General features: G+C 65.4%; 22 protein-coding genes and 2 pseudogenes. 11 read left to right on the forward strand and 13 right to left on the reverse strand.

Features of this window, described 5'->3' with window-relative positions; all coding sequences use genetic code 11:
• Positions 1-21: 21 nt before the first annotated feature.
• The 3 genes from CJ177_RS08155 to CJ177_RS08165 all read right to left on the reverse strand — a co-directional run bounded on the left by CJ177_RS08155 (position 22) and on the right by CJ177_RS08165 (position 3207).
• The gene (locus tag CJ177_RS08155) at positions 22-1191 is read right to left on the reverse strand and encodes an MFS transporter (RefSeq protein WP_257014428.1); all 1170 of its coding nucleotides are present in this window, start codon (positions 1189-1191) and stop codon (positions 22-24) included.
• Positions 1192-1274: 83 nt separating this feature from the next.
• Complete coding sequence (locus CJ177_RS08160) at positions 1275-2456, reverse strand: AMP-binding protein (protein ID WP_226955749.1); 1182 nt, start codon at positions 2454-2456, stop codon at positions 1275-1277.
• Between the two features lie 220 nt (positions 2457-2676).
• Complete coding sequence (locus CJ177_RS08165) at positions 2677-3207, reverse strand: phosphopantetheine-binding protein (protein ID WP_005241350.1); 531 nt, start codon at positions 3205-3207, stop codon at positions 2677-2679.
• Positions 3208-3722: 515 nt separating this feature from the next.
• Here CJ177_RS08165 and CJ177_RS08170 point away from each other — a divergent pair.
• The 6 genes from CJ177_RS08170 to CJ177_RS08195 are packed head-to-tail and all read left to right on the forward strand — an operon-like array spanning position 3723 to position 10517.
• Complete coding sequence (locus CJ177_RS08170) at positions 3723-5039, forward strand: KamA family radical SAM protein (protein WP_257014429.1); 1317 nt, start codon at positions 3723-3725, stop codon at positions 5037-5039.
• Positions 5036-5404 (forward strand): cupin domain-containing protein, encoded by a 369-nt coding sequence (locus CJ177_RS08175; RefSeq protein ID WP_095867546.1) that lies wholly within the window; start codon positions 5036-5038, stop codon positions 5402-5404. Before CJ177_RS08170 ends, CJ177_RS08175 begins: the two co-directional genes overlap by 4 nt.
• Positions 5401-6501 (forward strand): MupA/Atu3671 family FMN-dependent luciferase-like monooxygenase, encoded by a 1101-nt coding sequence (locus CJ177_RS08180; protein ID WP_257014430.1) that lies wholly within the window; start codon positions 5401-5403, stop codon positions 6499-6501. Before CJ177_RS08175 ends, CJ177_RS08180 begins: the two co-directional genes overlap by 4 nt.
• The gene (locus tag CJ177_RS08185; RefSeq protein WP_082833658.1) at positions 6485-7828 is read left to right on the forward strand and encodes a lysine N(6)-hydroxylase/L-ornithine N(5)-oxygenase family protein; all 1344 of its coding nucleotides are present in this window, start codon (positions 6485-6487) and stop codon (positions 7826-7828) included. The genes CJ177_RS08180 and CJ177_RS08185 overlap by 17 nt, the downstream gene beginning before the upstream one ends.
• Positions 7825-9300, forward strand: coding sequence for a class I tRNA ligase family protein (locus CJ177_RS08190; RefSeq protein ID WP_095867547.1), 1476 nt, complete (start codon positions 7825-7827; stop codon positions 9298-9300). The genes CJ177_RS08185 and CJ177_RS08190 overlap by 4 nt, the downstream gene beginning before the upstream one ends.
• Complete coding sequence (locus CJ177_RS08195; protein WP_095867548.1) at positions 9297-10517, forward strand: saccharopine dehydrogenase family protein; 1221 nt, start codon at positions 9297-9299, stop codon at positions 10515-10517. Before CJ177_RS08190 ends, CJ177_RS08195 begins: the two co-directional genes overlap by 4 nt.
• Here the strand turns inward: CJ177_RS08195 and CJ177_RS08200 are convergent.
• On the reverse strand, positions 10455-11207 hold the full coding sequence (locus CJ177_RS08200) for a thioesterase II family protein (protein ID WP_306453383.1): 753 nt from the start codon (positions 11205-11207) through the stop codon (positions 10455-10457). The two genes, CJ177_RS08195 and CJ177_RS08200, sit on opposite strands and share 63 nt — an antisense overlap.
• On the opposite strand from CJ177_RS08200, the gene CJ177_RS08205 reads away from it, so the two are divergent.
• Together CJ177_RS08205 and CJ177_RS08210 are read left to right on the forward strand one after the other, a co-directional pair.
• Positions 11206-12429, forward strand: a complete 1224-nt coding sequence (locus CJ177_RS08205; RefSeq protein WP_257014431.1) for an ATP-grasp domain-containing protein — start codon at positions 11206-11208, stop codon at positions 12427-12429. The genes CJ177_RS08200 and CJ177_RS08205 overlap by 2 nt on opposite strands.
• 108 nt (positions 12430-12537) lie before the next feature.
• Entirely contained in the window at positions 12538-13710 is a 1173-nt protein-coding gene (locus tag CJ177_RS08210; protein ID WP_257014432.1) for a GNAT family N-acetyltransferase, read from the forward strand.
• Between the two features lie 262 nt (positions 13711-13972).
• On the opposite strand, the gene CJ177_RS08215 is transcribed toward CJ177_RS08210, so the two are convergent.
• The 4 genes and pseudogenes from CJ177_RS08215 to CJ177_RS08230 form a co-directional block, all read right to left on the reverse strand.
• Positions 13973-17476, reverse strand: coding sequence for a serine/threonine-protein kinase (locus tag CJ177_RS08215; RefSeq protein ID WP_095867550.1), 3504 nt, complete (start codon positions 17474-17476; stop codon positions 13973-13975).
• Positions 17477-18085: 609 nt separating this feature from the next.
• Positions 18086-19223 (reverse strand): annotated as a pseudogene (locus CJ177_RS08220) (IS30 family transposase).
• Positions 19224-19475: 252 nt separating this feature from the next.
• A complete protein-coding gene (locus CJ177_RS08225; RefSeq protein ID WP_061043437.1) occupies positions 19476-20039 on the reverse strand; it encodes a dihydrofolate reductase family protein in 564 nt (187 codons plus the stop codon).
• Positions 20040-20384: 345 nt separating this feature from the next.
• The gene (locus CJ177_RS08230; protein WP_082833199.1) at positions 20385-21338 is read right to left on the reverse strand and encodes a LysR family transcriptional regulator; all 954 of its coding nucleotides are present in this window, start codon (positions 21336-21338) and stop codon (positions 20385-20387) included.
• Between the two features lie 134 nt (positions 21339-21472).
• Between CJ177_RS08230 and CJ177_RS48130 the strand changes: the two are divergent.
• Positions 21473-21634, forward strand: a pseudogene (locus CJ177_RS48130) (IS110 family transposase); the annotation flags it as partial.
• A gap of 404 nt (positions 21635-22038) precedes the next feature.
• Here CJ177_RS48130 and CJ177_RS08240 read toward each other — a convergent pair.
• Entirely contained in the window at positions 22039-22734 is a 696-nt protein-coding gene (locus CJ177_RS08240; RefSeq protein ID WP_061043436.1) for a type 1 glutamine amidotransferase domain-containing protein, read from the reverse strand.
• A 163-nt stretch (positions 22735-22897) separates the two neighbouring features.
• Between CJ177_RS08240 and CJ177_RS49320 the strand changes: the two genes are divergently transcribed.
• Complete coding sequence (locus CJ177_RS49320) at positions 22898-23671, forward strand: enoyl-CoA hydratase-related protein (protein WP_156517408.1); 774 nt, start codon at positions 22898-22900, stop codon at positions 23669-23671.
• Positions 23672-23709: 38 nt separating this feature from the next.
• Here the strand turns inward: CJ177_RS49320 and CJ177_RS08250 are convergent, their stop codons facing one another.
• Positions 23710-23940, reverse strand: coding sequence for a hypothetical protein (locus CJ177_RS08250; RefSeq protein ID WP_061696887.1), 231 nt, complete (start codon positions 23938-23940; stop codon positions 23710-23712).
• Between the two features lie 507 nt (positions 23941-24447).
• Here CJ177_RS08250 and hadA point away from each other — a divergent pair.
• Positions 24448-24924 carry a (3R)-hydroxyacyl-ACP dehydratase subunit HadA gene (gene hadA / locus CJ177_RS08255; RefSeq protein WP_061696886.1) on the forward strand — a complete coding sequence of 159 codons (477 nt, stop codon included), beginning with the start codon at positions 24448-24450 and terminating at the stop codon, positions 24922-24924.
• Between the two features lie 42 nt (positions 24925-24966).
• On the opposite strand, the gene CJ177_RS48135 is transcribed toward hadA, so the two are convergent.
• From CJ177_RS48135 to CJ177_RS08265, 3 genes are all read right to left on the reverse strand, one after another.
• Entirely contained in the window at positions 24967-25134 is a 168-nt protein-coding gene (locus CJ177_RS48135; RefSeq protein ID WP_179443164.1) for a hypothetical protein, read from the reverse strand.
• A 224-nt stretch (positions 25135-25358) separates the two neighbouring features.
• Positions 25359-25805, reverse strand: a complete 447-nt coding sequence (locus tag CJ177_RS49165; RefSeq protein WP_306453386.1) for an ATP-binding protein — start codon at positions 25803-25805, stop codon at positions 25359-25361.
• A 63-nt stretch (positions 25806-25868) separates the two neighbouring features.
• Entirely contained in the window at positions 25869-26282 is a 414-nt protein-coding gene (locus tag CJ177_RS08265) for a hypothetical protein (protein WP_095867551.1), read from the reverse strand.
• Positions 26283-26500: the final 218 nt, after the last annotated feature.

Below are 26500 nucleotides of genomic sequence, written 5' to 3' on the forward strand. Positions count from 1 at the left end.
CGTGATCTGACATCGTTCGCCTCATTTCGAAGCCGTTAGGTGAATGTCGTTGCCCCGAGAGGCAGTTGATATCGTCGTGAAGCCAACGGTGGCCGCGCCAAAGACGATGGCCAGAACAAGCCAACCGGTTGTGGGCAGCGCGAGTACCACACCGGTCATGAGCACCGGCCCGACGATCCGCTGGAGGCCGGAACCGCTGTTGAATGCGCTGAGGTACTCGCTACGGCGGCCATCCGGAGCCAATTCGAAAGATACCTGCCACGCCGCGATGCTATGGAGGTTCTCACCCAGAGTGAGTAACGCAACTGCCACCGCGCAGAGGGCAATTGCCGTTGATCCGGTGATTCGTTCGGCGGTGAGACAGCAGAGACAGGCGGCGACGAGGGCGCCGGCGGCGACGAACAATGTCGAGTTCGTCGCGGTCGTCAACCGCCGAATGCGGCCGAACCCCAGTTGCATCGCCACCGTGAGCCCGGTGTTCAACGCGAGCATCAGTGAGACCCACAGTGGCGAGGCCCCCAGTCGCAACACCATCCACAGTGGCAGCAGGACAAACAAGACGGAGTCGTGTAGAAGCAACAGACCGTTGAGCCCGGCCAGGCCGAGAAACGCCGGGTTGCGCAATGCCGGTCTCGAACTTCCGCAATTCTTCTCCTGCTGTTGGGCCGGTGGTGTTGCACTGCGACGAAGCGAGTACACGACCCACGCAAGTATGAGAAACGAGGTCCCGTTTATCGCGAGGAGGCCCGCCACCAGCGGCTGCGAGTGCGTCGTCAATGCGGCGCCCGCGACAAGGGTTCCGGCGCCGAGTGCGACGTTGCGCGCGGCCCTGATCGAGGACATCACCCGGATTCGGGCATCACCGGCGAACAACTGCGCTACCAGCGACTGTTGTAGTGGCGGCGTCGCCGCCTCCAATGCCATCAACGGAAGCGTCAACAACAGGAAGGTGACGTACTGGGTGGCCAGGGCATAGGCGACGAATCCGACTCCGCGCAACGCGAGGGCTGTGCAGTAAATCCTGATCAGCCCGAATCGGTCCGCCAGTCGTCCCACGAGGATGGGACTGAGGACACCGAAGATCGCGCCGGCCGACATTGCGGCGACGACCGAGTTGGCGGTGAAACCGACGATCGTGACGAAGTAGAGGATCGTGGCAGCCGCGCTGATTCCGGTGCCGAATGAGTCCACGGCAGCGCCTGCGACCAAGCGCTGCATGCTTCTCGGCTGTGAACGCGCCGGCGTTATCGGCTCACTTGCGACGTCAGGAACGCTCATGAGTTGCCCGTTGTGCCGTTGCGAAGCGCCGCACGATCGACCTTGGCCCGCCTGTCCAACGGGAGTCGCGTGACTACGAGGATCTTGTCCGGCAACTGGGCTGGGGCGAGCGTGTCGAGCAGCGCCATCCGAATAGCGCGAAGTGACAGCGCGTCCGAACCTGCGGATACACCGCAGTACAACACGATCCGGTCGCCCTGCTGCACCACCGCGGCTGCGGCGTCGACGGCCGGGACAGCGACCGCCGCTGCCTCGATGGCCGGCAACGAGACCTTGACGCCGCGGCGCTTGACGACGTGGTCCAGTCGGCCTTCCACAACGACGCTGCCATCGGGCGCGAGTGAGGCGAGATCTCCGGTGCGCAGTCGACGTCGGCCCGCCGCATCACGCTCGAATCGGGTCGACCCGGTGACGGGCGTGAGGTAACCCAGCGCGAGGTCCTCACTGACTATACAAAGCTCCTGGGCATCGTCGAGGTCATCGACCGGCACGAATTCGATTGCGGTACCCGGTATCGGTGTGCCGACCGGCACGATCGCGGTGTGCACCTCGGCGCCCACCGGCAGCACATGGCGAAGTTTGATCACGGTGGACTCGGTGGGCCCATACAGGTTGATGACGACGGGGTAAGGGGCGTGTGTTCGCCAACGTCTCAGCAGCGGTTGCGGAAAAGGTTCGCCGGACACCAGGATTCGCCGCAGACGCTCGGTCGCCGAGCGGACCGTTGTCGGGTCGGCTCGGTCCATCGCCGTAACCAACCGGGCCAGCATCGACGGAAGGAGGCACACCATTGTGGGCTGATGCTCGGCGAGCCACGTCAGCAATGTCGTCCCGCCTGCGAGCGCAGCAGGGGGTGTCACTGTGATCGTCGCACCGGCGACCAGAGCGCCGAGCGTTTCCTTGAACGAGAAATCGAACCACGGATCCGCAGTGTTGGACACCACATCGCTCGGGTCGAGAGCCAGCTCTGCCTGCTGCCACTGTAGGTAGCGAGCCAGCCCGCTACGCGAGCCGACGACGACTTTCGGTTCACCCGACGTGCCCGAGGTGGTCAGCAGGTATCCGCAGCCTTCGGGCGTGACCGGGAGGGTGGCCGGATCGATCGTGGAATCTGGAGTGACCGGTAGGAACGGGCGTTCGGCCAGAATGCATCCCACCATCTCGGTGAGAGACTCCACGCCCCGTGGTTTTCTGATCAGAACTGGGCCCGTGCCAGAGGTGAGTTTCCCGGCGAGTTCCCGAGATTTCGTGAGCAACTCACCATAGGTCAGCACGGCATCGCCTTGCACGACTGCTGGGTGCATTGGGTTGGTCCCGCACAATCCGGACTCGATCACCCGACGTAGTGGGACGTCGATCGAGCCGGTGGCGGCGTATGTGACCTTTGATCGCATCGCTCTACCCGGTGGGATGGTCGGTGACGAGGATGCGCACACCGGCAGAATCAGGGTCGCAATCAAACCGCAGCAACGTCCCTCCTCGTCGTATCAGCACGTCGCCTCCCTGCATCGGAAGGCGTGTGCAGGCACCGTTTCCGCGAGCCTGACGCAACAATGCAACCCGGGATCCGTCGCCATCGCGGTAAGCGAGCGTCACCTCGTCGGGCAGCAGGGCGTCCGCCGCGGAGGCACCGAGTTCGGCCAGGGCGTCTGCGATGACGCCGAGGTCCAATCCGGCGGCCAAGGTTGTGCGGTATTCGCCGAGGCGTCGATTCAGTTGGTCGAGATAGCTGGCGAACTCACGCGGAGTTGGGGCGAGATAGAGATCTCTGAGTTCGACCGGCAATCCCGTGGATACCGAGAGTTCCGAAACGATCGAGGCGGCGAGCAACGAGTTCCCGTCGAGGTCGAAGAAGAAATCGTCATCGGGTCGGACAGGAGCCCCGTCGAGTAGCCGACTCCATAATGCTGCGATTGAAACGGCTTCCATAAGTATTTCCCTTCCAGCGGAACGCCCAGGATGAATTGCTCGATGAGGCAATCGTTTCGGAGGGGTGATCACCCCCGATGGACAGGAACATCATGGGGGCCGGACACACTTGGAGTAAATCCACCCTTGGTGTGGAGTATCGGACCCCTTGCCCGGCTGTGGCTTCGCGTCGCACACCTCGCACGTCAGTCGCGTTCGGGAAGTGCGCTCGGTACCCCGGTGCACGCGTCGATCGGCCGCGGTGGGGCATGAAGCTTCCGCGCTCGAACGGGACGCCTGTGGATGGGTCACTTTGCACCCAAGGGTGTCTATCGGTGACGGGGAGAGCCACCCATGATTCATCCCAGGCCGCCGAGGAGTCGGTCTCGAGATGAGGACGAACGACCTGCCACAATCGAACTCGCCGACGGTGTTTCCGTCGAAGCCGGGCTCGAGCTGTTGGTCGGTCGATCTTTGTCGGCAATATTTCCAGCAGGCGCGTCGAATGGATCGGGGCAAGCTACATGAAGAACCCAATGCGAACCTTCCGCGGCGTGCAGCTGGCCGACCTTCCGCAGCTTGAACAGTTCACGGAGCAAGAACGGCACGAAATGCGCGTCGTCGCAAACCTATTGCCGTTCAGAGTCAACAACTATGTTCTCGATGAGTTGATCGATTGGTCGTCGGCTCCCGACGACCCAATCTTTCGGATGACCTTTCCGGCCCGCGAGATGGTGCCACCACGTATATACGACCTGGTGTCGGACGCGCTCTCGAACGGCGTCGACCGCAAGCAGCTGCACGCAATCGCCCAGAAGTGCCGCCAAGACCTCAACCCGCATCCCTCCGGTCAGCGTGAGCACAATGTGCCACTGCTCGACGGCGAGCCGGTTGCTGGGCTCCAGCACAAGTACCGACACACGCTTCTGGTATTTCCATCCCAGGGTCAGACGTGTCACTCATACTGCTCGTACTGCTTTCGTTGGGCGCAATTCGTCGGTGATGCGGACCTGAAGTTCGCCGCACCCGGTCCAGGTCGGAGTATCGATTACCTCCGTGGCCACCGGGAGGTCACGGACGTGCTGCTCACCGGCGGCGATCCACTGATCATGTCCACTCCGGTCCTGACCCGGTGGGTCACGCCGCTTCTCGCGCCCGATCTGGAGCACGTGACGAACATCCGCATCGGCACCAAGGCGGTGGTGCAGTGGCCGTACCGCGTCACGTCCGGGCCTGACGCCGACGAGCTGCTGCGGCTGATCGAGGCGTGCGCTGCCGCGGGAAAGAGCGTCGCGATCATGCTGCACGTCTCGCACCCCCGCGAGCTCGAGAACGAGGCGGCAGCGGCCGCCGTGGCGAGGTTGCGTTCCGCGGGGGCCGCAGTCCGAGCGCAGGCGCCGATTATTCGCCACGTGAACGACTCACCTCAGGCGTGGGCAACCATGTGGCGGCACATGGTGCGGCTCGGTATCCAGCCCTACTACACCTTCGTCGAGCGCGACACCGGTGCGAGCTCGTTCTTCGAGGTTCCGCTGGCCCGTGCGCTGACCATTTACCAGCAGGCGCAGCGTGCGGTATCCGGGCTGGCGCGCACTGCTCGCGGCCCCGTCATGTCGGCGACCCCCGGCAAAATTGCTATCGATGGCGAAACGGTCGTGAACGGCGAACGGTTGTTCGTGCTGCGCCTGCTGCAGGCCCGTGACGACGCTCTTGCCGGCACGCTGTTCTTCGCCAGGCACAGCGAGAGCGCAGTCTGGATCGACCATTTGACCCCTGCTCTGTCCACGTCATGGCCGTGGGAATCATCTCGCGATCGCATCCAATTCGAACCCATTGAAGGAGTTAGCCGATGACCACAGACTCGGTCACCCAAGGCGTCGCCCACAGTGCCAACGGAAAACTGCCGGAACTGGACTTCGAGAACAGGCCCTCGGGCGCGAAACTCGGAATCGTCGATCTGCCGAACGTCGAGGTTTCCGTGGCGCCATTCACGCTGGCACACATCCGTGTGCCCGCGGGCGTCACCACCGCCGAGGATCACCATGAGGTGCGCGAGATCTGGTTCGTCCAGTCCGGATCGGGGGTTCTGACCCTGGACGGCCTCCAGTCGAGGGTGCGGGCCGGTGACACGCTGTACTACGAGAGCTATCGACGCCACCAACTGCACAACGACGGCGACACTCCGGTCGAGATCGTGTCGATCTGGTGGCGTCCGTGAACGCCAGGCCGAGCTTGAGCGTGATGTTCTTCTCCGGTTCGGTGCCGGCGGACCGCACAGACCGCTACCGCCTGGTTCACGACGCGGCGGCGGCCGCCGACCGTCTCGGCTACGAGGCGATCTGGTTGCCCGAACGTCATTTCGACATCTTCGGTGGGCTGTTCCCGAATCCGTCCGTTCTGGCCGCCGCACTTGCTGGCACAACGAAGCGGTGTCACCTGCGCGCCGGGAGCGTCGTTGCGCCGTTGCATGATCCGATAAGGATCGCCGAGGAATGGTCGGTGGTGGACAATCTGTCCGGTGGTGGCCGCATCGGGCTGTCGATCGGTTCCGGATGGAATACGAACGACTTCGTGTTGGCGCCCGACCGGTACGAGACCCGGGTGGCCGATTCGCGGGACTCGGTAGCAGAGCTTCGCGCGCTGTGGGCCGGAAGGCGGGTCACACGACGCAACGGCTCGGGCCGAACGGTCGAGGTGGCTATCCAACCGGCACCTCTTTCCGGCGAGTTGCCCCTGTGGATGACCGCGTCCGGAAATCCCGACACATTCACTGCGGCAGGACGATTGGGAACCAATCTACTGACGCACCTTTTGGGCCAGGACCTGGGCGAGCTGGCGGGCAAGATCAAACTCTACCGTGACGCGCGAGCGACCGCGGGCCACGACCCCGACTCCGGCCGGGTCACCCTGATGCTGCATACGCTGGCAACGGCCGACGACGCGCAGGCGTGGACGGCAGCTCGCGCACCGTTGCGGTCGTACTTGCGATCGGCGTTGGAGCTGGAGCTGCGGGCGTCGGCTGGTGGTGGCCGGGTGAGCGGCGGCAGACGAATTGCGGTGCCCGCGTTGTCCGATGCGGTTGTGGAGGAATTGCTCGACGAACGCACGCGCCGCTTCTTCGACGACGCCAGCTTGCTCGGCGCCGTGCCCAAGTGCCTGGCAATGCTCGAGGCGGTCGCCGCCGCCGGAGTGGACGAGGTCGCCTGCCTGATCGACTTCGGTCCTTCGAGGCAGCTCGTACTGGACAGCCTGAATCGTCTCGCACCGCTTGCCCGTCCCGACGTCGAGGGAGCAGTCAATGTTGGAACACCTTGATCTGGTTGGTATCGGTGCAGGTCCGTCCAATCTCAGCGTCGCAGCACTTTCCAAGCCGATCGGTCGGCTGCGGTGCAAGTTCTTGGACCGGCAACCGACACAACGTTGGTACCCCGGGCTGATGCTGTCCGCCGCGGTGCTGCAGGTTTCGCACCTGAAAGACCTCGTAACCTTGGTCGATCCGACGAGCCGCTACACCTTCCTGAACTTCCTCGCGCGCACGGGTCGGCTCCACCGCTTCGCCAGTTTGCATACCCCGCTGATCGCTCGCCGAGAGTACGAGAGCTATCTGCGCTGGGTCAGCGACCAATTGGATGAGGTGCAGTTCGGGTGTGCGGTCGAGGAAGTGACATTCGACGGGCAGGCTTTCAGGGTGGAATCCACCCGAGGCGCGTATGCGGCACAACACCTGTCGATCGGGGTCGGCCCGCGGCCGTACGTGCCGGAGGTCGCCACAGGCAAGCTCGGTGAGGATGTGTTCCACTCATCTGACTTCGGCTACCACACCGATTCGCTCGCTGGCCGCGATGTCGTGGTAGTCGGTGGTGGGCAGAGCGGTGCCGAGGTGGTGGACCACCTTCTGCAGCTCTCTGGCCGGGATGCAGTCGGCTCGCTCACCTGGGCGAGCAGGCGGATCGGGTTCCAGCCGCTCGACGAGTCGCCGTTCACCAACGAGTGGTTCCACCCGGACTATGTTCGGTATTTCCACGGCCTATCGCAGAGCCGGCGTAGCCAGTTGCTCGACGCCCAGCAGCTCGCCAGCGACGGCATTTCGAAGGGGCTGCTGGAATCGATCTACCGCAGGCTGTATCACAACGATTTCGTCGATTCGGACCGCATTCGGACCACCCTGCTGCCTGGCCGTGAAGTGACCGGACTCTGCCGTGGGCCGGGTGGCAGGGGCTGGCGGATGAGCCTGACGCACATCGATACCGGCGAAATCGATTCGGTCGGTGCCGACATCGTGGTCCTCGCCACCGGGTACCACTTCCCCCTTCCCGAGTTCCTCCATCCCCTCGGGGGTCGTATCGCGCGTACCACCTGCGGCCTGCCACAGCTTGCAGCCGACTACTCGGTTTCATGGGCAGGCCCAGCCGGAAACAAGATGTTCTTCCTCAACGCAGGAAAGCTCAGTCACGGTATCGCGGATCCCAATCTCAGCCTCGCCTCGTGGCGTGCGGCCACTGTCTTGAACACGATCACCGAGATCCCGTTATATCCCGACCTGCGTAGCTCGACGTGTTCGTGGGACGTCGCGGATCGGCCTACCGCCCATCCGCCGGTGGATGCCGGCGTCGACCTGCTCACGGAAAGTAGCCGACAATGACCCAGCACCTCATCGTGCCGAGCAATCCCACGCCGAACGGTGACCTGCACATCGGGCACATCGCTGGGCCGTACATCGGTGCGGACGCACTACGGCGTGCTGCCATCGCGCGAGGTGAAGACGCCGCTGTCCTGCTCGGCACCGCCTGGCAGCAAACGCACGTGCTGTTGGCCGCCCGCCGGCAGGGCCGTGACGTCCTTGCCGTCGCGAGCGAGTTCGCCGCCCAAATCGAGGAGTCTTTCGCCGCAGCCGATATCGGGTACGACGTGATGCTTCGACATGAGGACATGCCGTCGATCGAGCAGATGACCCGGCGAGCATGGTCGACGCTGCGTGAGCTCGGCATGATCGTAGTGCGGGATTCCGTCGCACATTACTGCTCGCCATGCCGAGCGTGGCGCTTCCAGGGACTCGTTGCCGGTCGCTGCCCGCGTTGCGGGTCGCCTGACGCGTACGGCATCGACTGTGAACAGTGCGGTCTGTACCACGACGACGCCGAACTGCTCGACGCCGTGTGCACCGTGTGCGACGAGCCGACAGAACTTCGGCCCCTCCGCCGTGCGTTCCTCGAGCTGGAACCACAGCGTGCCTGGTTCGAGCAATACCTGGGCAGCATCACACTCGGCGACCCGGTCCGCGAATACGCGGAGTCCGTGCTGTCGGAGGCGCTGCCGTCCGTTGCCGTCACGGTCCTCGGCGGACCGGGCATCCCGGCATTGGACGAGGAGTTGCCAGGTCAGACCATCTACCCGGCATTCGAGTTGGCACCCCGCTATGTCGTCATGACTGCGCGACACCGCGCTGATAGTGCCTACGAACCCGCACGCACCAGGACCAGCATGGTGTTCGGAGTCGACAACGCGTTCGAGCGAGTATTCCTTTTCCCCGCAGTGCTGCGCGGGCTGACCGAAACGCACGCTCCCTTTCCGGACGTCATGCACTTGACCTACTTCTACATGCTCGACGGGGCCAAATTCTCCACGTCCCGCCGCCACATCGTCGGCGTCGCAGAATTTGTCGGAGTGGCGGGCGCCGATGCGGCCCGCCTGTACCTCGCTGCGAACCGGCCCGAGCGTTCGCCGACCAACTTCACCCGATCGGCATTCGAGGAGTCGGCAGAGGTCTCCGCGGTACGTCGGCTGCGAGCGTGGGCGGATACCGGCGAGGTTCCACCCCGTGACGAGGACTCTTCCAGAGATCCCTGCAGCGAGCTCGAGCATGCCGCCTCCGACATGGCCGATGCGCTGCGGCCCGAGCGCTTGTCCTGCCAGAACGCGGCGCGGGCGGTGCTCACCCTGACCGGGTTGGCCGGAGCATCCCACGGTGACAGGTTTCGGGACGCGGTCCTGTACGTGCTGGTCAATGGGGCAGTGCTTGTCCCGGACACCGCGGCCCGGTTGGCCAGCGCCTTCGCGGTGCCGCGAAGGCGCTTCGATGGTGCCGCACAGCGCACGAGTGGAGGCCGAGGATGAGCGATCCCGTCAGGTTCGCGCTGATCGGCTGTGGTCCGATGGGCGCCGCCACTGCCCGCGAGTTGGTGCTTTCCTGGCCCCGCCATGCGGCGCCGCTGCAGCTGACTCTGGTCGACCGCGACGCGAGACGGCTGCATGCGCTCGCAGCGGGCCTACCGGCATCCGCCGACGTTGCGGTAGAAGCGCACCACGGCGACGCGGCACACCATCGCACCCGGCAACTACTCGCGGAGCAAACGGTATTGGCCACTGCCCTGTCGTGGGTCGATGCCGCACCGGCGCTCGATCTCACGCTGGAGCACGGCCTCCGGCTGGTCGGTATCGGTCGCCCACCAGCAGATCCCCGAACAGAACTGGATGGACGCGCTTCGGCATCCGGTGCTTCGATCGTTGTCGGCGCCGGTCTCGAGCCCGGTTTGACCGAAATCCTCGCGCGGCGATTGGCACAAGACCTCGATGTGGGCGGAACCGTTCACTCATACTGTGGCGGGGTCCCACGGTCACCGCGACCGCCGTTGCATCACGTCTCCTGGTATGGCACGCGAATGACGATCGACGCACGACCGACCTACCAGTTTCGCGGCGGCGTGCTTCGCCAGGTCGAGCGATTCAGTGGGGTCGAATTGGTCGACGTCCCCGGCCTCGGCTCGCTGGAAGCTTTCCACGATGGTCTGTCGCCGTACGTCGGCGCCGATGCCGTGCTCGGCTCGCTGGCCGATTACACGGCCAAAACGCTGCGGTGGCGGGGCTATGCGGATCGTGTCCGGTTACTCGCAGAGATTGGCCTGCTAGGGGAGCTGCCGGTCCAGACCATCGACGGCCCGGTCCGCCCCCGCGCCCTGCTCGACGCCATACTCGCTCCGCACATTTCCGCTCGGTACGGGGACACCGACGTCACCGTGTTGGCCGTCCAGTCGAGCGGTAGTTCGGGTGGAACGCCCACGAACAGGTCGACCGTGATTGTCGCCGAGACCGACCCCGTCACCGGTGTCACCGGTATGGGACGACTGACCGGGGCGGTGCACGCGGCTGCGATTCGGGCAGCATGCGGCCGGGGAGCCGGTGTTCACTACGCCCACGAAGTCCTGGTCGACGGGAAGGTGGATGCACTTCTCGAGCGATTCCTCGCGACGGGGATATCGGTGACAGAACACTCAGACGCGTGGCTGACCCGATCGCAGGCGGGACACGGCGTCACGGAGTACAGCGATGAGTGAATCCGTCGGATCGCTTGCCGCGAAGTGGCCGCCCGGCAGCATGAGATGGGTATGAGAGGCCGAGGTGGCCGCCGACCACCGACGGACTTCGGCGGCGTCGACCACCACATCGTCGATGTAGCTCAGTGCTGTGACCGGCACAGACACACGAACACCATCCCACGAATAGCTTGCGCTGAGCTCGAAATCGGCGCGCAGCAACGGAATCAGCATGTCCTGAACCGATTGGTCGAGCGCATGCGCGCCCCACGACTGGACCGTGGCCAGCAATTCGGCATCGGTCTGGTGGGCGAGTTCTCCTGCAATTCCAGCGCACTGCGGAGCCTGCCGCGCGGACACCACCAACTCGACGTCGGCCGCGTCGTCGGCGAGCAGTCGGGCGGCCTCGAACGCCACCGTCGCCCCGATGCTGTGACCGAAAAGGACAACCTGGGGTTGTTCGAGGGTGAGAACCCTGCCTGCCACGTCCGCCGCGGCCGCGGTGAGCGACGTCGCAAGCGGTTCGTTCATGCGCTCCTCATGACCAGGCCGCGACAACGGCACCACGCGAGCCCCGTCCACAGTGCGCGGCCACCGGCGAAAGAACGACCGGCCGGCACCGGACGGCGGCACGCACACCACCACTGCCATGCACACTCCGAACAACGACAAGGGGACTAGCAATATGGTACGTCGAACAATCGTCTTCATGGGCACTCGGCGAGTCCCTCTGGAAGTGCAGGCAGCATTGCTCTCCGCACACGCTGCCGGGTATCGAGTTGCCCTGGTCACGGGGTCGGTTCCGCCGATATCTGAGAACCTGGTCGACGATGTCGAAATCGTCGACATCTTCGACCGCCCAGCAGCCCTGCAGGCAGCCATGGCACTCGCGACCCGCAGCGGGGCAGAGGGCGTCGTGTCCTGGACGGACATCGGTGTCGAGTTGGCCGCCGCGTTGGCAGAGCGATGCGGCTGGCCGGGGCCTGGCACCGAGGCAGCGCACCGGGCTCGCAACAAACACTCGATGAGGGCCGCGATGGCCGATCAGCCGCAGTTCATTCCACGGTTTCGACATGTTCGTTCCCTGTCGGACCTGCAGTCGGCCTACGAGGAGATCGGCACACCTGCGGTGCTCAAGCCCGCGGGTGGCAGTGGCAGCAGGTCCATACTGCAGGTCGAGGACGGCGCCGATCTCGCTGCGTTGTACGCGCACGCGTCCCGGCTGACCGCCACGGGCATTTCTCGGTTGTTTGCCGACTACGACGGCGAATTCGTATACGAGGAGCGTTTGGGGGGCACCGAGCACAGTGTCGAGGGCCTGGTCAGTGACGGGAAAGTGCACATCGCGGGGATCACGGACAAATGGGTGACCGAGCCGTACTACGTCGAGTACGAACAGGTGCACCCCACCGCTCTGCCGGCAGCCGCGCAGCGTAGCGTGTACGACCTCACCGAAGCCGTGGTCAAGGCGATCGGCCTGAACTGGTGTGCGTTCCATCTCGAATGTCGCGTCCTTCCCGACGGGAGTGCCAAGCTGCTCGAGATCGCCGCCCGGCCGGCCGGTGGTTACATCACCTCCCACCTGATTCCGTTCGCCACCGGAATTCCCTTCCACGAAAACCTCGTTCGAGTGGCAACCGGGCAGCAGCCCGACATGATTCCGACGCGGAATCGGTACGCGGGCAGCCGCGGCGTACTCAGCCCGGCACGGGGCCGATTCGCGGGCTTCGACGGTCTGGCCGAGGTTCTCGACATCTTTGGAATCGAGCACTTCGTCTTCGAGCGTGAAATCGGTGGGAACATCATGCTCCCGCCCGGTGACACATTGAGCGCCGTGCTCGGTTACGCGATCGCCCGATCGGTCAGCTACGACGATGTCCGCGCCGTTCTGCGGCGCGCGGTGGCGCTGTCCCGGCCGCGAGTGGAGACCTAGATGCGCGCCAACGGATTACCACGGGTCGAGCGGATCGAACTCGGTGCCGGCTTGACCGGGCGGGTAGTCGCCACCATCGACCTACTCGTGCAGGAGGGTTTGGCAGCGTTGAACGGGGAGGCGGCGTGGACCTCGACCGAATGGTGGCGCTTTGTGGAGGCCGATCCCGACCACGAATCGCTGTACCTGGTCATCGACGGCGCGGACAGCCGACCGGTCGCCGTAGCACCGGCGTTGATCATTCGGGACACCCGAGGCCTGCTGTTCTACAACGGTCCGCGGATCATCGGTGATCTGTCCGCGATCGGCTCGGTCTCCCATCTCGCGCCGGACGAACAGGCAGCGCTGCCCTCGTTGACTGCGGGGGTCGAGGCGGCGCGGCCGGCGCTTTACCCGTCGCTGACGGTTGGCACATTCGGATCGAACCTCGGACTGCGGGCCTTTGCACACGGTCGCACGACGCTCCCCGTTTCAACTGTCGTCCCGGCGCTGGCCAGACTGGCAGAGGTGGTCGCCGATCTCCTAGGCTGCCGAAGCCATGCACTGCTGTACCTCGATCCGGAGGAGGACGCCGTTCTGGAGTCGGACGCCGTCGCCGCCGGACTCTGTCGTTCGGTGTTCGGCGGTGAAGGCGTCCTCGACGTGCCAGACGGCGACTTCGACGACTACCTTTCGATATTGCCCAGTTCGCGGCGGAGGACCATCCGACGCGAAATCCGAGCATACGCCGAGTTCGGTGCTCGAACCGAAGTTGACTACGGCCCAGGGGCGCTCAGCGACGACCATGTCCGATTGCGGTCGGCATTGCGGGAAAAATATGGTCACACGGCCGGACAAACATGGGCGCGTAGGGAGTTCGACACCCTCCGCGAGACTGTAGGCGAGCGGCTCGTCGTGTTCAGCGCACGCGGGACCGAACAGATCCTCGGATACTTGATGGCCTTCCGGTTCGGCGATGTGCTGTATACGCGTGCTGCCGGCTTCGATTACGAGGCATCTTCAGGTGCATACTGTTACTTCAACGTCGTCTACTACGACGTCATCAAATGGGCCCAGCGCAACGGCGTGCGTCGAATCCACTACGGACTCGGAACCACGGCTGCGAAGGTCTGGCGAGGATGTACGCTGCGGCCGCGCTGGGCTTACTTCGGCCTCGGGCCCGGCGCTACGCCAGACACGGGCGAAATGATCGCAATCCAGAACGCAACAGCATCACGGTTGCTTGCCGGTCTCGGGGCCGAGTTGGAGTACGGGAGCAGGGCAGGGGCGAAGGCGGAATGAGACTCTCCCCGCCGATGCCGCAAGTTCCGCGACGATGTCGTCAACCGTGTGCCTTTCCGCGGAAGCCACCAGGCGTGGATCAGCAGCACGATCGCGGCCGGCACGCCGAGCAGCACGAAGAACCGGAATCGCCCGGCCGTGCCGGAAAGGAGGACCGACAGCCCGCAAATCACCGCGATCTCAAACCAGTAGTTGCCCTTCCCATGCTTCTGCCGATGCCGCGCTGTCCGCCGATCGCCACTTCGGCGATCCCCTCGACCATTTAGAGTGTGTGCGGCACCGCGGCAGCCGTTGCCGCCTGCAGGAAGGCCGCCGGTACCGCCGCCCATTCCGGCCGCCAGTGCCCCTCGCGCTGATCGGCGTGTAATGCCGCCAACAGCGTGGCGAGGCGCGGACCTCCGTCTGGCAGGAAACGCGGGAGCCGCAGCGCGGCGCAGCGCGCGGCGATCTCGGCGAGCAGCGCCTTCGCGTCGTCGACGTGCTCCGCCGCGGCCAGACACCCCACCGACAATCGCTGGGCCAGCAGCAGTGAATACCTCCGTTCGGTGCCAGCGTGGCGATCCACCCATTCCTGGGCCCAGAGGCAGGCGAGCTCGGGATCGCGCCCGTGCAGCAGCCGGATCCCGGTGTCCTCCTCGATCTGCGCGATGATCGCATCGATGCCGGCGACCGGCCGTCGGCGCTGCGCATACTGCACCGGCGGCGGCCCCGTCAGATCCGCCTCGAGGTCGAGCCCTAACCGAATTCGCTCGTTTTCGACCGTAGCCCGCAGCCGTGACAGCGACATGGCCTCGGCAACCCGCATGCCCTCGTTGAGCCGGATCGACGCCTCGGCCGGGTCGCCTCGCAGCACCTTGATGCGGGCGCCGAGCGCATAGCGCGCGAGTTTGAAATCGACCGGCCCGGGCCCGCCGCCGAGCGTGTAGCCCTCGTCGAGAAGCCGCTCGGCCTCGTCGAGTTCGCCTCGTTGGTAGGATAATTCGCCGAGTACTGACCCGGTCAGCCGGGCCGCGAGCGAGTGCCGACCGGCGGTCCGACGCGCCGTGCGGACCGCCTTGCGCACTCGATCCTCGGCCGCGTCGAGTTCGAGCTGTTCCATCTCGGCGAGACCCAACCAGCACTGCCCGTGGACGAGGATGTACGGCCCGGTGTTGCGCTCATGGTAAGGCAACGCCCACTCCTGAAGGCGGTGGGCCTCGGCGAAGTCGCCGCGGGTGCTCGCGGTGAAGGTCGCAATGTTCGCGGCGGTCGAAACCACCCACGGCGGCAATGCATCAGGTCGCGCCAGGGCGGGCGTGACCAACTCGTCGATCAGGTCGGTGTGATCCGCGCGCGACTCGACCACCGCCTCCACCACGGCGGCATCGACCCGAAGTTCGGCGATCTCCGATTCTCCGAGCTCGCTGCGTTCGAGCGCTGCGTCCAGCAGGGTGAGGGCCTGCCGCGCGGCGTCGGTGTGGTGCAGCAGAATGTTTGCCCAGGCGAGGGACAACTGCAACCGCGGTCGCCCCACAACCAACCTCGGCGGCAGTTTCCCGACCAGCCCGATCAGGGTAGTGACCTGCGAGTGGTCGATCAGGTAGATGCCGCCGTCCTCGACCAGTTCGACGGCGCGCCGTTGATCGTCGGCGGCCAGTGCGTGATCTACCGCGTCGCTGAGCATGTGATGCGCGGCGAACCATTCGCACGCAGTGCGGTGTAGCTCCGGAATCTCCTCCGGTCGATCGCGCTGCAGCCGTTGCCGGAGGAAGTCTGCGAACAGCGGTTGGTAGGCGAACCACTGGCCCTCGTCGTCGACGCGGCGCAGAAACAGATCACGCTCCTCGACCTCGGCCAGCATCTCCTGACCGCGCGATACGCCGGAAAGTGCGGAGGCCAGCTCGCCGCAGATCCGCTGGGTGACTGACGTCGCCAGCAGGAAGTCGAGCATTGCGGAATCGAGGGAGGCGAGCACATTCTCGGTCAGGAATTCACCGATGGCATGGTGTCGGCCGGACAGATGCGCGATCAACAGGGTGGGATCGTCGCAGTCACGCAGCGACAGCGACGCCAGCTGCAGCGCCGCTGCCCACCCGCCGGTCGATTCGGTGAGCTCGTCCACGTCGCTGCGATCAAGGTCCAGCCCCGCCAGGTCGACGAGGAAGCGTCTGGACTCGCCTCGGTCGAATCGCAATGCGGTGGAGTCGATCTCGACCAGCTCGTCGTGCACCCGCATCCGGCTCAGAGGAAGACCGGACTGGGTTCGGCTGGCGACCACGATGTGCACATGGTGGCAGCCATTTTCGAGTAGGAACGCCAACGCCGATCGGGTGTCGGCGCTGCTGACCTTGTTCCAGTCGTCGATGACCACGGCGACCTGCTCGCCTCGCTCGTGGATCTCGTTGATCAGCGACGTGAGCACGTAGCGCTCCGCATCGTCGCCGTGCTCCTCCAGTGCCGCACCGAGCTCACGGGCCAGATCGGGACGCACCACCCGGATCGCCTCGATCAGGTGCGCCAGAAACCACACGACGGTGTTGTCGTCGTGATCGACGGTGAGCCACGCGACCGCAACGCCCTCGGCGGCGAGGGCGTCCGCCCACTGGGCGGCCAGCGCACTCTTGCCGAATCCGGTCGGCGCGTGGATCACGACGAGCCGCCGCCGCTGCCCGGCTCGCAACTGGTCCAGCAGGCGTAGGCGCGGTACCAGCTGCCCGGACCGCTCAGGTGGACTGAATCTGGTCGCTGCGGCGGGCGGAGTGATCGCCGCCGTGGACGACCGCCACGCGGCGGTCCGTACATAGGTTGGGGTGAGGCGTGGTCGCGGCACACCCTGCTGGGGTCCGCTGTGCTGTGCGGTTCCCGGTACCGGCGGCATCGTCCCTGCCGAGATCGGGACCGGCATCTCGTCGACCGCCAACCCGTGGTCGCCCTGCAGGTCGCGGAGCAGTTCGCCCAGGTCGGCCGCGGTCGGCGGCCGGTTGGCCGGATCCCGAGACATTGCGTGCTCGAGCACCTCGCACACATCCGCCGGGATGCCCTCGGCACGAAGATCGGGGATGGGATGCCGCGCGATTCGCAGGAACTGTGCGACCACCTCCTCCCCGCTGTGACGCTCGAAGACTGCGTGACCGGTGATGGCACAGAACAGGGTGGCGCCGAGGCCGTAGACGTCCGCGGCTGGGTTCGGCGCGTCACCCTGCAGCACCTCCGGCGCGGTGAAGGCCGGCGAGCCGGTCACTGCGCCGGTGGTCGTTTCGAATCCGCCGGCGATGCGTGCAATGCCGAAGTCGGTCAGCTGCGGTTCGCCGTAGTCGGTGAGCAGAATGTTTCCTGGCTTCACGTCGCGGTGCAGCATGCCGTGACGGTGCGCGGTCTCGAGCGCGCCGGCGACCATGACGCCGACGTGCGTCGCGGACTCCCAGTCGACAGGGCCGGACTGGTGGATGTGCGCGTCGAGCGATCCACGGGGGTGGTATTGCATCACCAGGTATGGTCGGCCGGAGTCGGTGGCGCCGACGTCGAAGATGCTGACGATGTGCGGGTGTCCGGACAGCTTGCCCATCGCGCGTTGCTCCCGCAGGAACCGTTCGAGGTTGTCCGTCTCCAGGTCCGCGGTGAGCACCTTGATCGCGACCATCCGATCGAGGGAAGGCTGTCGGCAGCGGTAGACGACGCCGAAGCCGCCATGCCCGATTTCGTGCATTGCTTCGAATCCGGCGTCGGCGAGCTCCGCTGCTATCCGCGTTGTCAGGTCACGTTGCGTGGCCAGTGGATCAACGGCCATGGTTGGCCCCTGCATCGCCCCTCGGTGCCCGTCATCGGGCAGGTCGTGGGTGTTCCCGAACCAACCTCGAGCATAGCCCGATCGGCGGTCCTGGTTCGCTGGGCGCGCGAAGCTCGGTGTCCTTGCCGCCGGGTGAGGTTCGACATGGAGAAGAGTCCACGAAGATCATCGAACAGTTCGGTAGTGAAACCAGCCGGCTCGGCGACGTCGTCCGGTCCAAGACCGGGGCTTTCCGGTCGGGATCTGACGACGGTCCCGAGGCGGGGAACCCGGCAACAACACTCACCCGTGCGCTGATTGCCGTCGATGGCCGTGTCCGTTGGCAGCCCGGGGGACCGGCGCGAGGGGAGGGGGCGACGTCGAGCTGCAGCATTGGTCGCCGGGGTGCTCCTTGTGGTGCTGTTCATCAGCGCACTCGGTGGAGGGAACCTCGGTTTCTGTCAAGAGCTCGGGCGTTCGAACACATCGACTTGGTGCGGGTTGGCGAGGGAAGCGCCGGCACGCACCTTTTGTCCGGGTAACTGCGCAACTTTCGGCATGAAATCACGCGGCATCTGGGACGATGACGTCGTCCGGCCGTCCCGCTGGGCGATCGGCGGATTCTGGCGGTCATCGCAACAGCAGTCGTTCCATTTCTTCGATGGGTGTGCGAAATTCTAGCCGTTTCCGGGGGCGCTCATTGAGTTGCCGTGAGACCCACTCCAGGTCTGCTTTCGAGTGCACACTCAGGTCCGAACCTTTGGGGAAGTTCTGACGGAGAATGCCGTTCGAATTCTCGTTGGTCCCGCGCTGCCAGGGTGCGTGTGGATCACAGAAGTAGATGTCGATGCCGGTGGCCGCGCTGACGCTCTTCCAGTCCCGCATCTCCGAACCCTGGTCCCACGTCAGGGTCCGGCGCAGGATCGCGGGCAGCGTCTCGAGCTGTTCGGTCAACGCGGGCGCGGTCTCCTCGGGCTTGTATCCGTCGGGCAGATGAACGAGCATGACGGTGCCGGTCGAACGTTCGACGAGCGTGCCGATCGCGCTCAGATTCCGTTTGCCGACAATGAGGTCACCCTCCCAATGCCCCGCTACTGCACGGTCTTTCACGTCTTTGGGGCGGTCGGCGATGTTGGCCATGTCGGGGATCCGATTCTTGCGCTGGCCGGCCTTGCGGCTGGGTCGGCGCAGCCCACGTCCGGTCCGCAGCGATCGGGTGAGGGTGTGTTCGAGTCCGCCGCGGGAGGGTTGGTAGAGCGATTGGTAGATGGTCTCGGTGCTCACCCGCATCCGTGGATCGTCGGGGAAATCGAGCCGGAGGCGGCCCGCGATCTGCTCGGGTGAATGGCGCTCCGGTCAGGGATTTCTCCACCGTCTCGCGCAGCGACGGATTGGTGGCGAGCTTGGACGGCTTGGGCCGGGACGCCCGGTGGTAGGCCGCTGCGTGCGCCGATCTGGCTCGGTACCGCCCGGACGGCTCACGGTTCCGGGCGATCTCGCGTGAGATCGTCGACGGACTCCGGTTCAGGGCTTTCGCGATGTCACGAAGCGTGTGACCTGCGGCGATGCCGATGGCGATCTCTTCCCGTTCCGCGAACGTCAAACAACGGCCCTTGAGGTTGCGGCCACGCCGGGGACGCACCCCACCGCATGCCGCAAGCCACCGAGCGCCCTGTTTGCGATATGAGCCGGCCGCCTCGGCCGCGTCCGTGATGAACTCACCCGCAGCCATCCCCGCCCAGAACGTTTGAAAGATCTCCGGAACCATCCGATGAGAATATTTCGCCATGTGCAACACCCTTTGATCAGTGGTGTTGCGATCACCGCACGAACCCAAGGAACCTACACCGGGACGAGATCGGCGCCCAGCGCACACCCGGGAGGGTCGGCGCTCGTCCCGAAAGCGGATCCTCTACATACACGGTCTGTGATCCGGGACGGGTATCACGATCGCCTCGAAACACAGCGCCACGAGATCCTCGGATCGGCCCGAAGCCCGGGCCGATCCGAGGTTGGGTACTCAGCGCCTGGTCTCGTACCTGGTCAGGACCACGCCGTCAGGGAACGTCCCGGTCTCCACCAGGGTCAGGTTCACCCAGTTGTCCAGGGCCGCAAAGAACGGCGTGCCGCCCCCTACCAGGACCGGATGGGTGACGATCGCGTACTCGTCGATCAGCCCATCCCGCATGACCACTGCGGCGAGTGTGGCGCCGCCGATATCCATGGGGCCGCCGTCCTCGGCCTTGAGCCGGGTGATCTCGGTGACCGCGTCGCCGGTGACCAGGCGGGTGTTCCAGTCGACCGTGCTGGTCGTCGAGGAGAAGACCACTTTCGGCATGTCCCGCCAGCGACGGGCGAACTCGATCTCCGCCGGTGTGGCACCCGGCTGCTGGTCGGCGGTCGGCCAGTGGGAGCTCATCGTCTCCCACAGTTTGCGCCCGTACAGCGCCGTGCCTGTCGCCCTCACCCGGTCGGACCACCACTGGAACAGTTCGTCGCTCGGCACACTCCAGCCGAGGTCGTCGCCGGGCGCGGCGATGTAACCGTCCAGGCTCACGTTCATGGCGAAGGTCAGTTTCCGCATGGTGTCAGCCTCCCGCGAGTCGGTACTCGGTGTACAGACCGGCACGGCGCGGAAAAATCATCGGTCACGCCACCGAGGGTCGGTCCACCACGCCAAGCGGATGTGCGTACGGAAGGGAAACCTTACCGGCACGTCCCGAAAGCCGGCCGTTGACCGGAACTCACTGACCAGCGCAGTCCCGGCAGCCCCGTCCGGTGACGAATCGTCATCGCGGGGAGCTAATCGGGACACCCGCAGGGGAGCTACCACACCAGCAGGGAGAGAGAGTCGTTCGCGAGCCATGGCGCTGATTTCGCCGGAGTGTGTCGCCGCTCCCGGCCCCGGCGTCGCGAGGCCTCGGTAGTATCACCACGTAGGTCCCAGCCGGAGCAGGTGATCGCGTATGAGGGCGACGTTGGGGTTGTCCGACGTTCCCGGCCGCTGAACGAGGTAGGCGGTATTGATAGGTGGATCGTCGGTCTCGTGGAGGGTGACGAGCGCGCCAGAGGCGAGTTCAGTGTGGCAGAGGTAGCGGGGCAGCACGGCGAATCCTGCACCGGCGGTGACCGCTGCGAGTACGCCGCGGAGGTCGGGCACTGTGATCGCGGGCGGGCAATTCAGGCGGGTGCTGAAAACATGGCGCCAATAGCGGCGAGCGATCGGCAGATCTTCCGCGTAGGTGACCAGGGGGACAGTGTGCAGCGCGGCGGGGCCGTCGGTGGCAAGTCGGTCCCGGATTCGGTAATCCCATTCCGGAGCTGCGACGAGGATGAATTCCTCGTCCAGCAGAGGTACGGCGGCAAGGGTACGGCCTCGCGGGCGGGTGGTAGCGATAACCAGGTCGTGGTGGCCCGACCGTAGTTCGTTGAGCAGGGTGTCCGTCAAGCCCATGGTCGCCCGGAGTTGGATACCGTCGGCGACCAGTGGAGCCAGGGCTGGTAGGACACGGACACACAGAAGTTCCGCGGGGCCCGCGAGGTGCACAGGTGGGCCGTGCCCAGCGTCTGGCCGCTCCTGGCTAGCGGCGGCAGCGAGTGCATCCAGGGGCGTGGCGATGCGGGAGGCGAGGTCGTGAGCCGCCGGTGTCGGCGCCACACCACGTGCCAACCGGTCAAACAGCGAGCGCCCCATCTGGCGTTCCAACCCGCGGATCTGGGTAGTCACTGTGGGCTGCGACAACCCGAGCAGGTGTGCTGCCGCCGTGAAGGAACCGGTCCGAAATACGGCGAGGAAGGTGCGCAGCAGGTTGAGGTCCGGTCGTGGGCTCGTCGCCGGCGCAGCTGGACGCCCGTCCGGGTCATTGGAATCTGCATGTCCCATGAGGAAAATCTATCTGTATTGACATGACTCAGGGCCGACGTGAACAGGAGAGACCCGTCCTTTCGAACCGGATTAGACGATATGAGGGCTGGGCTGGGCCCCAGTAATGTCAGCGTACGAGCGTCGGATTGGATGTGCATGCACGATCGGTCGTCGCATGCGGCCTCGACGGGCGGACCGGTGAGCTGTTCGATCGAAGACTGACGCCCGATCATGGTGAGATCTTCGAGTGGATCCGGTCCTTGCCGGCTCCGGTGAGGGTGACGTGCGAGGCCGGGCTGACTGGCTTCGGGCTGACTTAGATCACTGACGACGACCGGTGAGGCAAGGGCGGGGAACGGGAACCCCGCACCGTCCGGACGAATCATGCGGGTGGTGACGGCAGCGCCTGGGAGTGACCCGCGAGCGACATATTGAGCAATCCTCTACTGTACGTTCGGATCACGCTCGACATTAGATGAGCGATCCACTCCAGCCGAATAACCGTCCTGCGGTACCCAACCCACAAATATCGGAGTTGACCGCGCTTCGAAAACAGACACGCTCGCCACCACCCAGATCGACCGGGCCCAAAGAGGCGGCGCCCACGACGACGGTCCTGGACGCCGCCTCGCCTTGGCGTGAATATGCTGGTGCGCGGACCGGCCACGCCCGTGGGTGGCGGCGAGGCACCCCCTGAACCGCCGGTCGGTTCTCATGATCAGGCCAGTTTCTCGAGGACCTCGACCGCGAGGGGAGCGGACGACGCCGGGTTCTGGCCTGTGATTAGATTTCGGTCGGTGACCACGTTCGGGGCCCACGGCTCTCCTTCCTGGACATTCACCCCCGCCTCGAGTAGTCGGTCCTGGAGCAGCCATTTCGCCTTTTCGGCCAAGCCTGCTTGGCTCTCCTCGGCGTTGGTGAATGCGGCGACTGTATAGCCGGCGAAAGCGTTGCTGTCGTCCGGCTGAGTGGCAGCGAGCATGGCGGCTGGGGCGTGGCAGACGATTGCGAGCGGTTTGCCGGAGTCCAGCGCGTTGATCAGGAGCTTGCCGGAGGTCTCGTCGACTGCGAGATCCTCCATGGGTCCGTGGCCGCCAGGGTAGAAGACAGCGGCGTAGTCGCCGAGATTGACGTCCTCCAAGGTGATCGGGTGTTCGAGCTCGGTGATCGAGGCGAGAGCTGCGCTGATCTTGTCGGCCCCTTGTTGGCCGCCGTTGACCTCGGGGGCCAGGCTGCCCTTGTCGACCGTGGGCACGACGCCGCCGGGGGTAGCCACGACGATTTCGTGCCCGGCGGCTGTGAAGGCCTCGTACGGGGCGACGGCTTCCTCGGCCCAGAATCCGGTTGGGTGCTTGGTGCCGTCGGCGAGCGTCCAGTAGTCGACGCCGGTCATCACGAAAAGGATCTTCGACATGGTGAGTCACTCCAAAAGGTCTGGGCCATGGGCCAGTGTGGTGCATTGACGTTCAAGTAGCGCTGACATTTTGCCTGTAGACCGTCAGCATCCCGATGTCCAAGGTAGAACCGCCAGTAATAGTTTTCCAATTAGGATTTGAATGTGAGGTATCAACCTTCCGATGGGAGGGTCGATTTGGCGTCGAGACCGCTCTCGGCGTGCGCGCGAGGGTCAGCAAGGTGAAGGAGGACTGCGGGACACGCCAGACGCTGCTGACCTCGCGCAGCAAATTATCGATCAAAAGAGCACAGTGTTGCCCATTGCGAATATTCCGAAGCCAACAATCGCCGCCCTCTCTGGGGCAGTGGCTGGGGCTGGACCGGGGGTTGATCTCGCTGCAGATATTCGTGTCGCAAGCGAGAATCTTGTGATGAGGATTGCGTTCACCGCGATCAGGCTATCCGGCGACCGCCAGGACTCCACCGTCGACGAGGAACTGGACCACGGAAAAGACGAGGACGGACAATTCGACGCCCCGACGAGCGTCGAACCCGCCCACCGAGGCGGCGGGCGACCCGGGGACGCTCGAGCACGGGAACAACTCCGTCTCACTCGGTCCAAGAAGAACAACAGCCGAAGCCGCGCAGACGGCGCAAACCACGGATCACGACGCCCATCGACTCGGCGGGGGAGTCCCCGGACGAGCCCGCGCCGGAAGCACGACCGGACACAGCCGCACGCAGGTAGGGAACGGTCAAGGCGCACAAGCCTCCAACGGACGTACGAGGAGAAACCGCACAACGCGACCAAGGGCAATGACGAAAATCAACCACAGCCGTCCAGGGGCCGGGCACATCTGCGGCGGATCACGCCCACCCGCTCGACGATTCGTAAGCAGTCGCCGCCGACCGCAACCACGCAGAAGGTGATCGGTAGCGAAAACGGGTTGGCGTAGCTCTGCGGAAACAACCTCCTAGGGCGGCCCGTCAACGCTCACTTCCGCCCGTCGTCTGCGACGGTCGAGCTGGCGCTGCGTACCTCGGCGAGGTCGGCGCGCAGTTCGTCGGCTGGTTCCCGGGCCGCCTTTGCCTGCGTTTGGGCGATAGCGAGATCCGTCTCGGTAGTGGCGAGTTCGTCGCGGGCTGCGTCCGCACGGGTGCGTTCGGACTGAACTGAGGTCCGGGCCTCGATGAGATCGGCTTCAAGACGGGCAATGGTGGCCATCGACGCTGCCAGTGCGCGTTCGGATGCAGTGACCTGTCGATCTCGCTGCCGAACTCGGTGTTGCGGGCATGGAGCGACTCGACGATTGCCTCCGCGGTATCTATCTGCTGCTGCCACCGGTTGAGGACTGCGGCGTGCTCACGTCGGGCTTCGGCCAGCGCAGCCGCCGATTCCGCGGCTTGGGCGGCAGCATTGGCATCGGCCCGATCGTCGAGCGCGGCTTCGAGCCGGTCGCGGAGTTGGTCGATATCCGCCGCGGCATCGCCTGCACCTTGTCAGCGGACACCTGCCAGATCGCTCGAGAACCGACAGCCGGTGCTGGATCGACGGGTCCAGGGGCGAGGCGCCGGGTGGATCGGCCTGGCCGGGCGCCATTACCTGCTGTTCGACGAGTGTGCGCCGAGCACGACATCCGTTGTCGCCCCGCCCCGTCGAACACGCGCGCCGTGCCGGGGACCGGTCCCCGGTGCCGAGCGGTGCGGCGTCGGGTCGGGTAGATTTTCCTTCGTGACCACGACCCGCGCCGCCAGGACTGTTCGGGCGCAGCGGACGGCGGGTCTGGTCGGTCACCATTACCGGGTCACCGACTTCTACGGGGTCGGCCGCGAGAAGATCCGAGAATTCGCCAAATCCCTGCAGGACCCGCACCCCGCGCACCGCAGCGAGGATGCCGCCCGGGGCCTCGGCTACGACGGGCTGATCGCCCCGCTCACCTTCGGGTCTGTCGTCGCGATGATTGCCCAGCAGCACCTGTTCGACGAGATCGTCACCGGCTACGACCCCAGCGAGGTCCTGCACACCGATCAACGCCTGCAATTCCACCGGCCCATCGCAGTCGGCGACCGCCTGATCTGCGACGTCGTCCTGGACTCCTTCCGCCAGGCCGCCGGCAGCGACATCCTGGTGACGAAGACGATCATGCTCGACAAGCATGAGACTCCGGTGCAGACGATGTGGACCACCCTGGTGGCCTACGGCCGGTGACCCCGGGACCCCCGGTCCGGGTGACACCGCAGGCTGCGCCCGCTATTCGAGCCTGATGATGACCCGGGAGCCGGCGGCCAGCTCCGTGGCGTACATCGTCAACTCGGGATCGGTGATCGCCGCATCCGTGGCATCCTCCCACGCCTGGGCCACACGACGTTTCGTCTCCTCGACCGACATGCCCTTGCATTCGCGCTGTAACCGATCCATCACTCGTTGCAGCGATTGTTCCACTGTGGCTTTCGCGACCCGCACTCGCGCTCGTCGAAGTCTGACACCTGCGGTCTCCTTGGATCGAGGCCGAGTGCGCACTCCCGTCTCGGTACCTCGCGGCCATGATCGCAGACCCCGCACGGGTGGCTATAGAGGCGATTGTCCTCACGATGCGATAGAACGCCTCGGCGGCGTCCTGGCCGGCGGGCAGAACGCCGATGTCATCGACCACCACGAGATCGCAGGAGCAGACCTTCGCCACCGTCCGGGCAACCGACCCGTCGGCCTTCGCATTGTTCACTGTCTGGGTGAGGGTTTCCAGGGTGAACCACCACCCGCAGGTCGGCCTCGATCGCCGCGTGCGCGAGCGCTTCGACGAAATGACTCTTACCCGTCCCGGACGCTCCGGACACGGCCAGATTCTCCCGGCGATGCACCCATTCGAGCGTGGTGAGCGCGTTCTGGATGGCCTCGGGAATCGAGGACTCCTCCGGGCGCCACGACGAGAACGTCTTGCCGGTTGAGATTCGCGTTCTTGCGGCGCATCCGCGAAGGTGGCGGCGTCCCGGCCGACGACTTCCTCCTGCAGCAGCACCCGCACCACCTCGGCCGGGTCCCAGCGTTGGGCCCTGGCGGTCGCGAGCGATGTCGAAGGCGGCCTTGCGCAGTTACGGCAGCCGCATACGGGTGCAGATCTTGGCCAGCTCGTCGGGGGGGCGCCGAATTGCTGTTCATGCGCCCATCCGGCCCCATCCGGCGGTGCCGGGCTCGAGAGGAGTGGGTTCGTCGACCACCACCACAGGTCCGGGCTGTGCGGCGGCGGCCAGGTGGTCGAGGATCGAGGCGAGATCCCCGTCGCCGAACCGGCCCGCCGCGGCCACGGCCAATGCCTGATCGACCGGTCCGGCGCCTGGGAACGTGGGCGAATTCGACTGCCCTGGCCATCTTGCGGCGGATTCTGGGACTCCTCCGGCGGCGGCGTCGGTCAGCCAGCGGTGTGCGCCCTCACCGAGGGCGAGGAAGTGCGGGCGGGGTTTGGGCAGGCGCAGTACCGATCCGTCGCTTCCGGTGATGCGGGTAGTGTGCGGCGACGATTCTTGGGTTCCCCAGGGCGGACAGTCGGTGGCGGGCGATCTGCGCGACACCGCTTTCGGTGCGGGCGACGATCACCAATTCCCCAGGTCGTGGCTCGTCATCGGGATGGGTCTGTTCTCTGCGGACTGAGTGGGCTGCCCCGTCCGGACTGTAGTCAGAGTCATTGTTGGCGCCGTCGGTAGTCCTTCTCCGTGGACGGTGAGGTTTGGGCTGGATCTGCTCGATGATCTTCCCGGCGGGAGCTATGTCGAGGGCCATGACTATCGGC

Source organism: Rhodococcus sp. ACPA1 (assembly GCF_002300195.1).
Taxonomy (GTDB): Bacteria; Actinomycetota; Actinomycetes; order Mycobacteriales; family Mycobacteriaceae; genus Rhodococcus_F; species Rhodococcus_F opacus.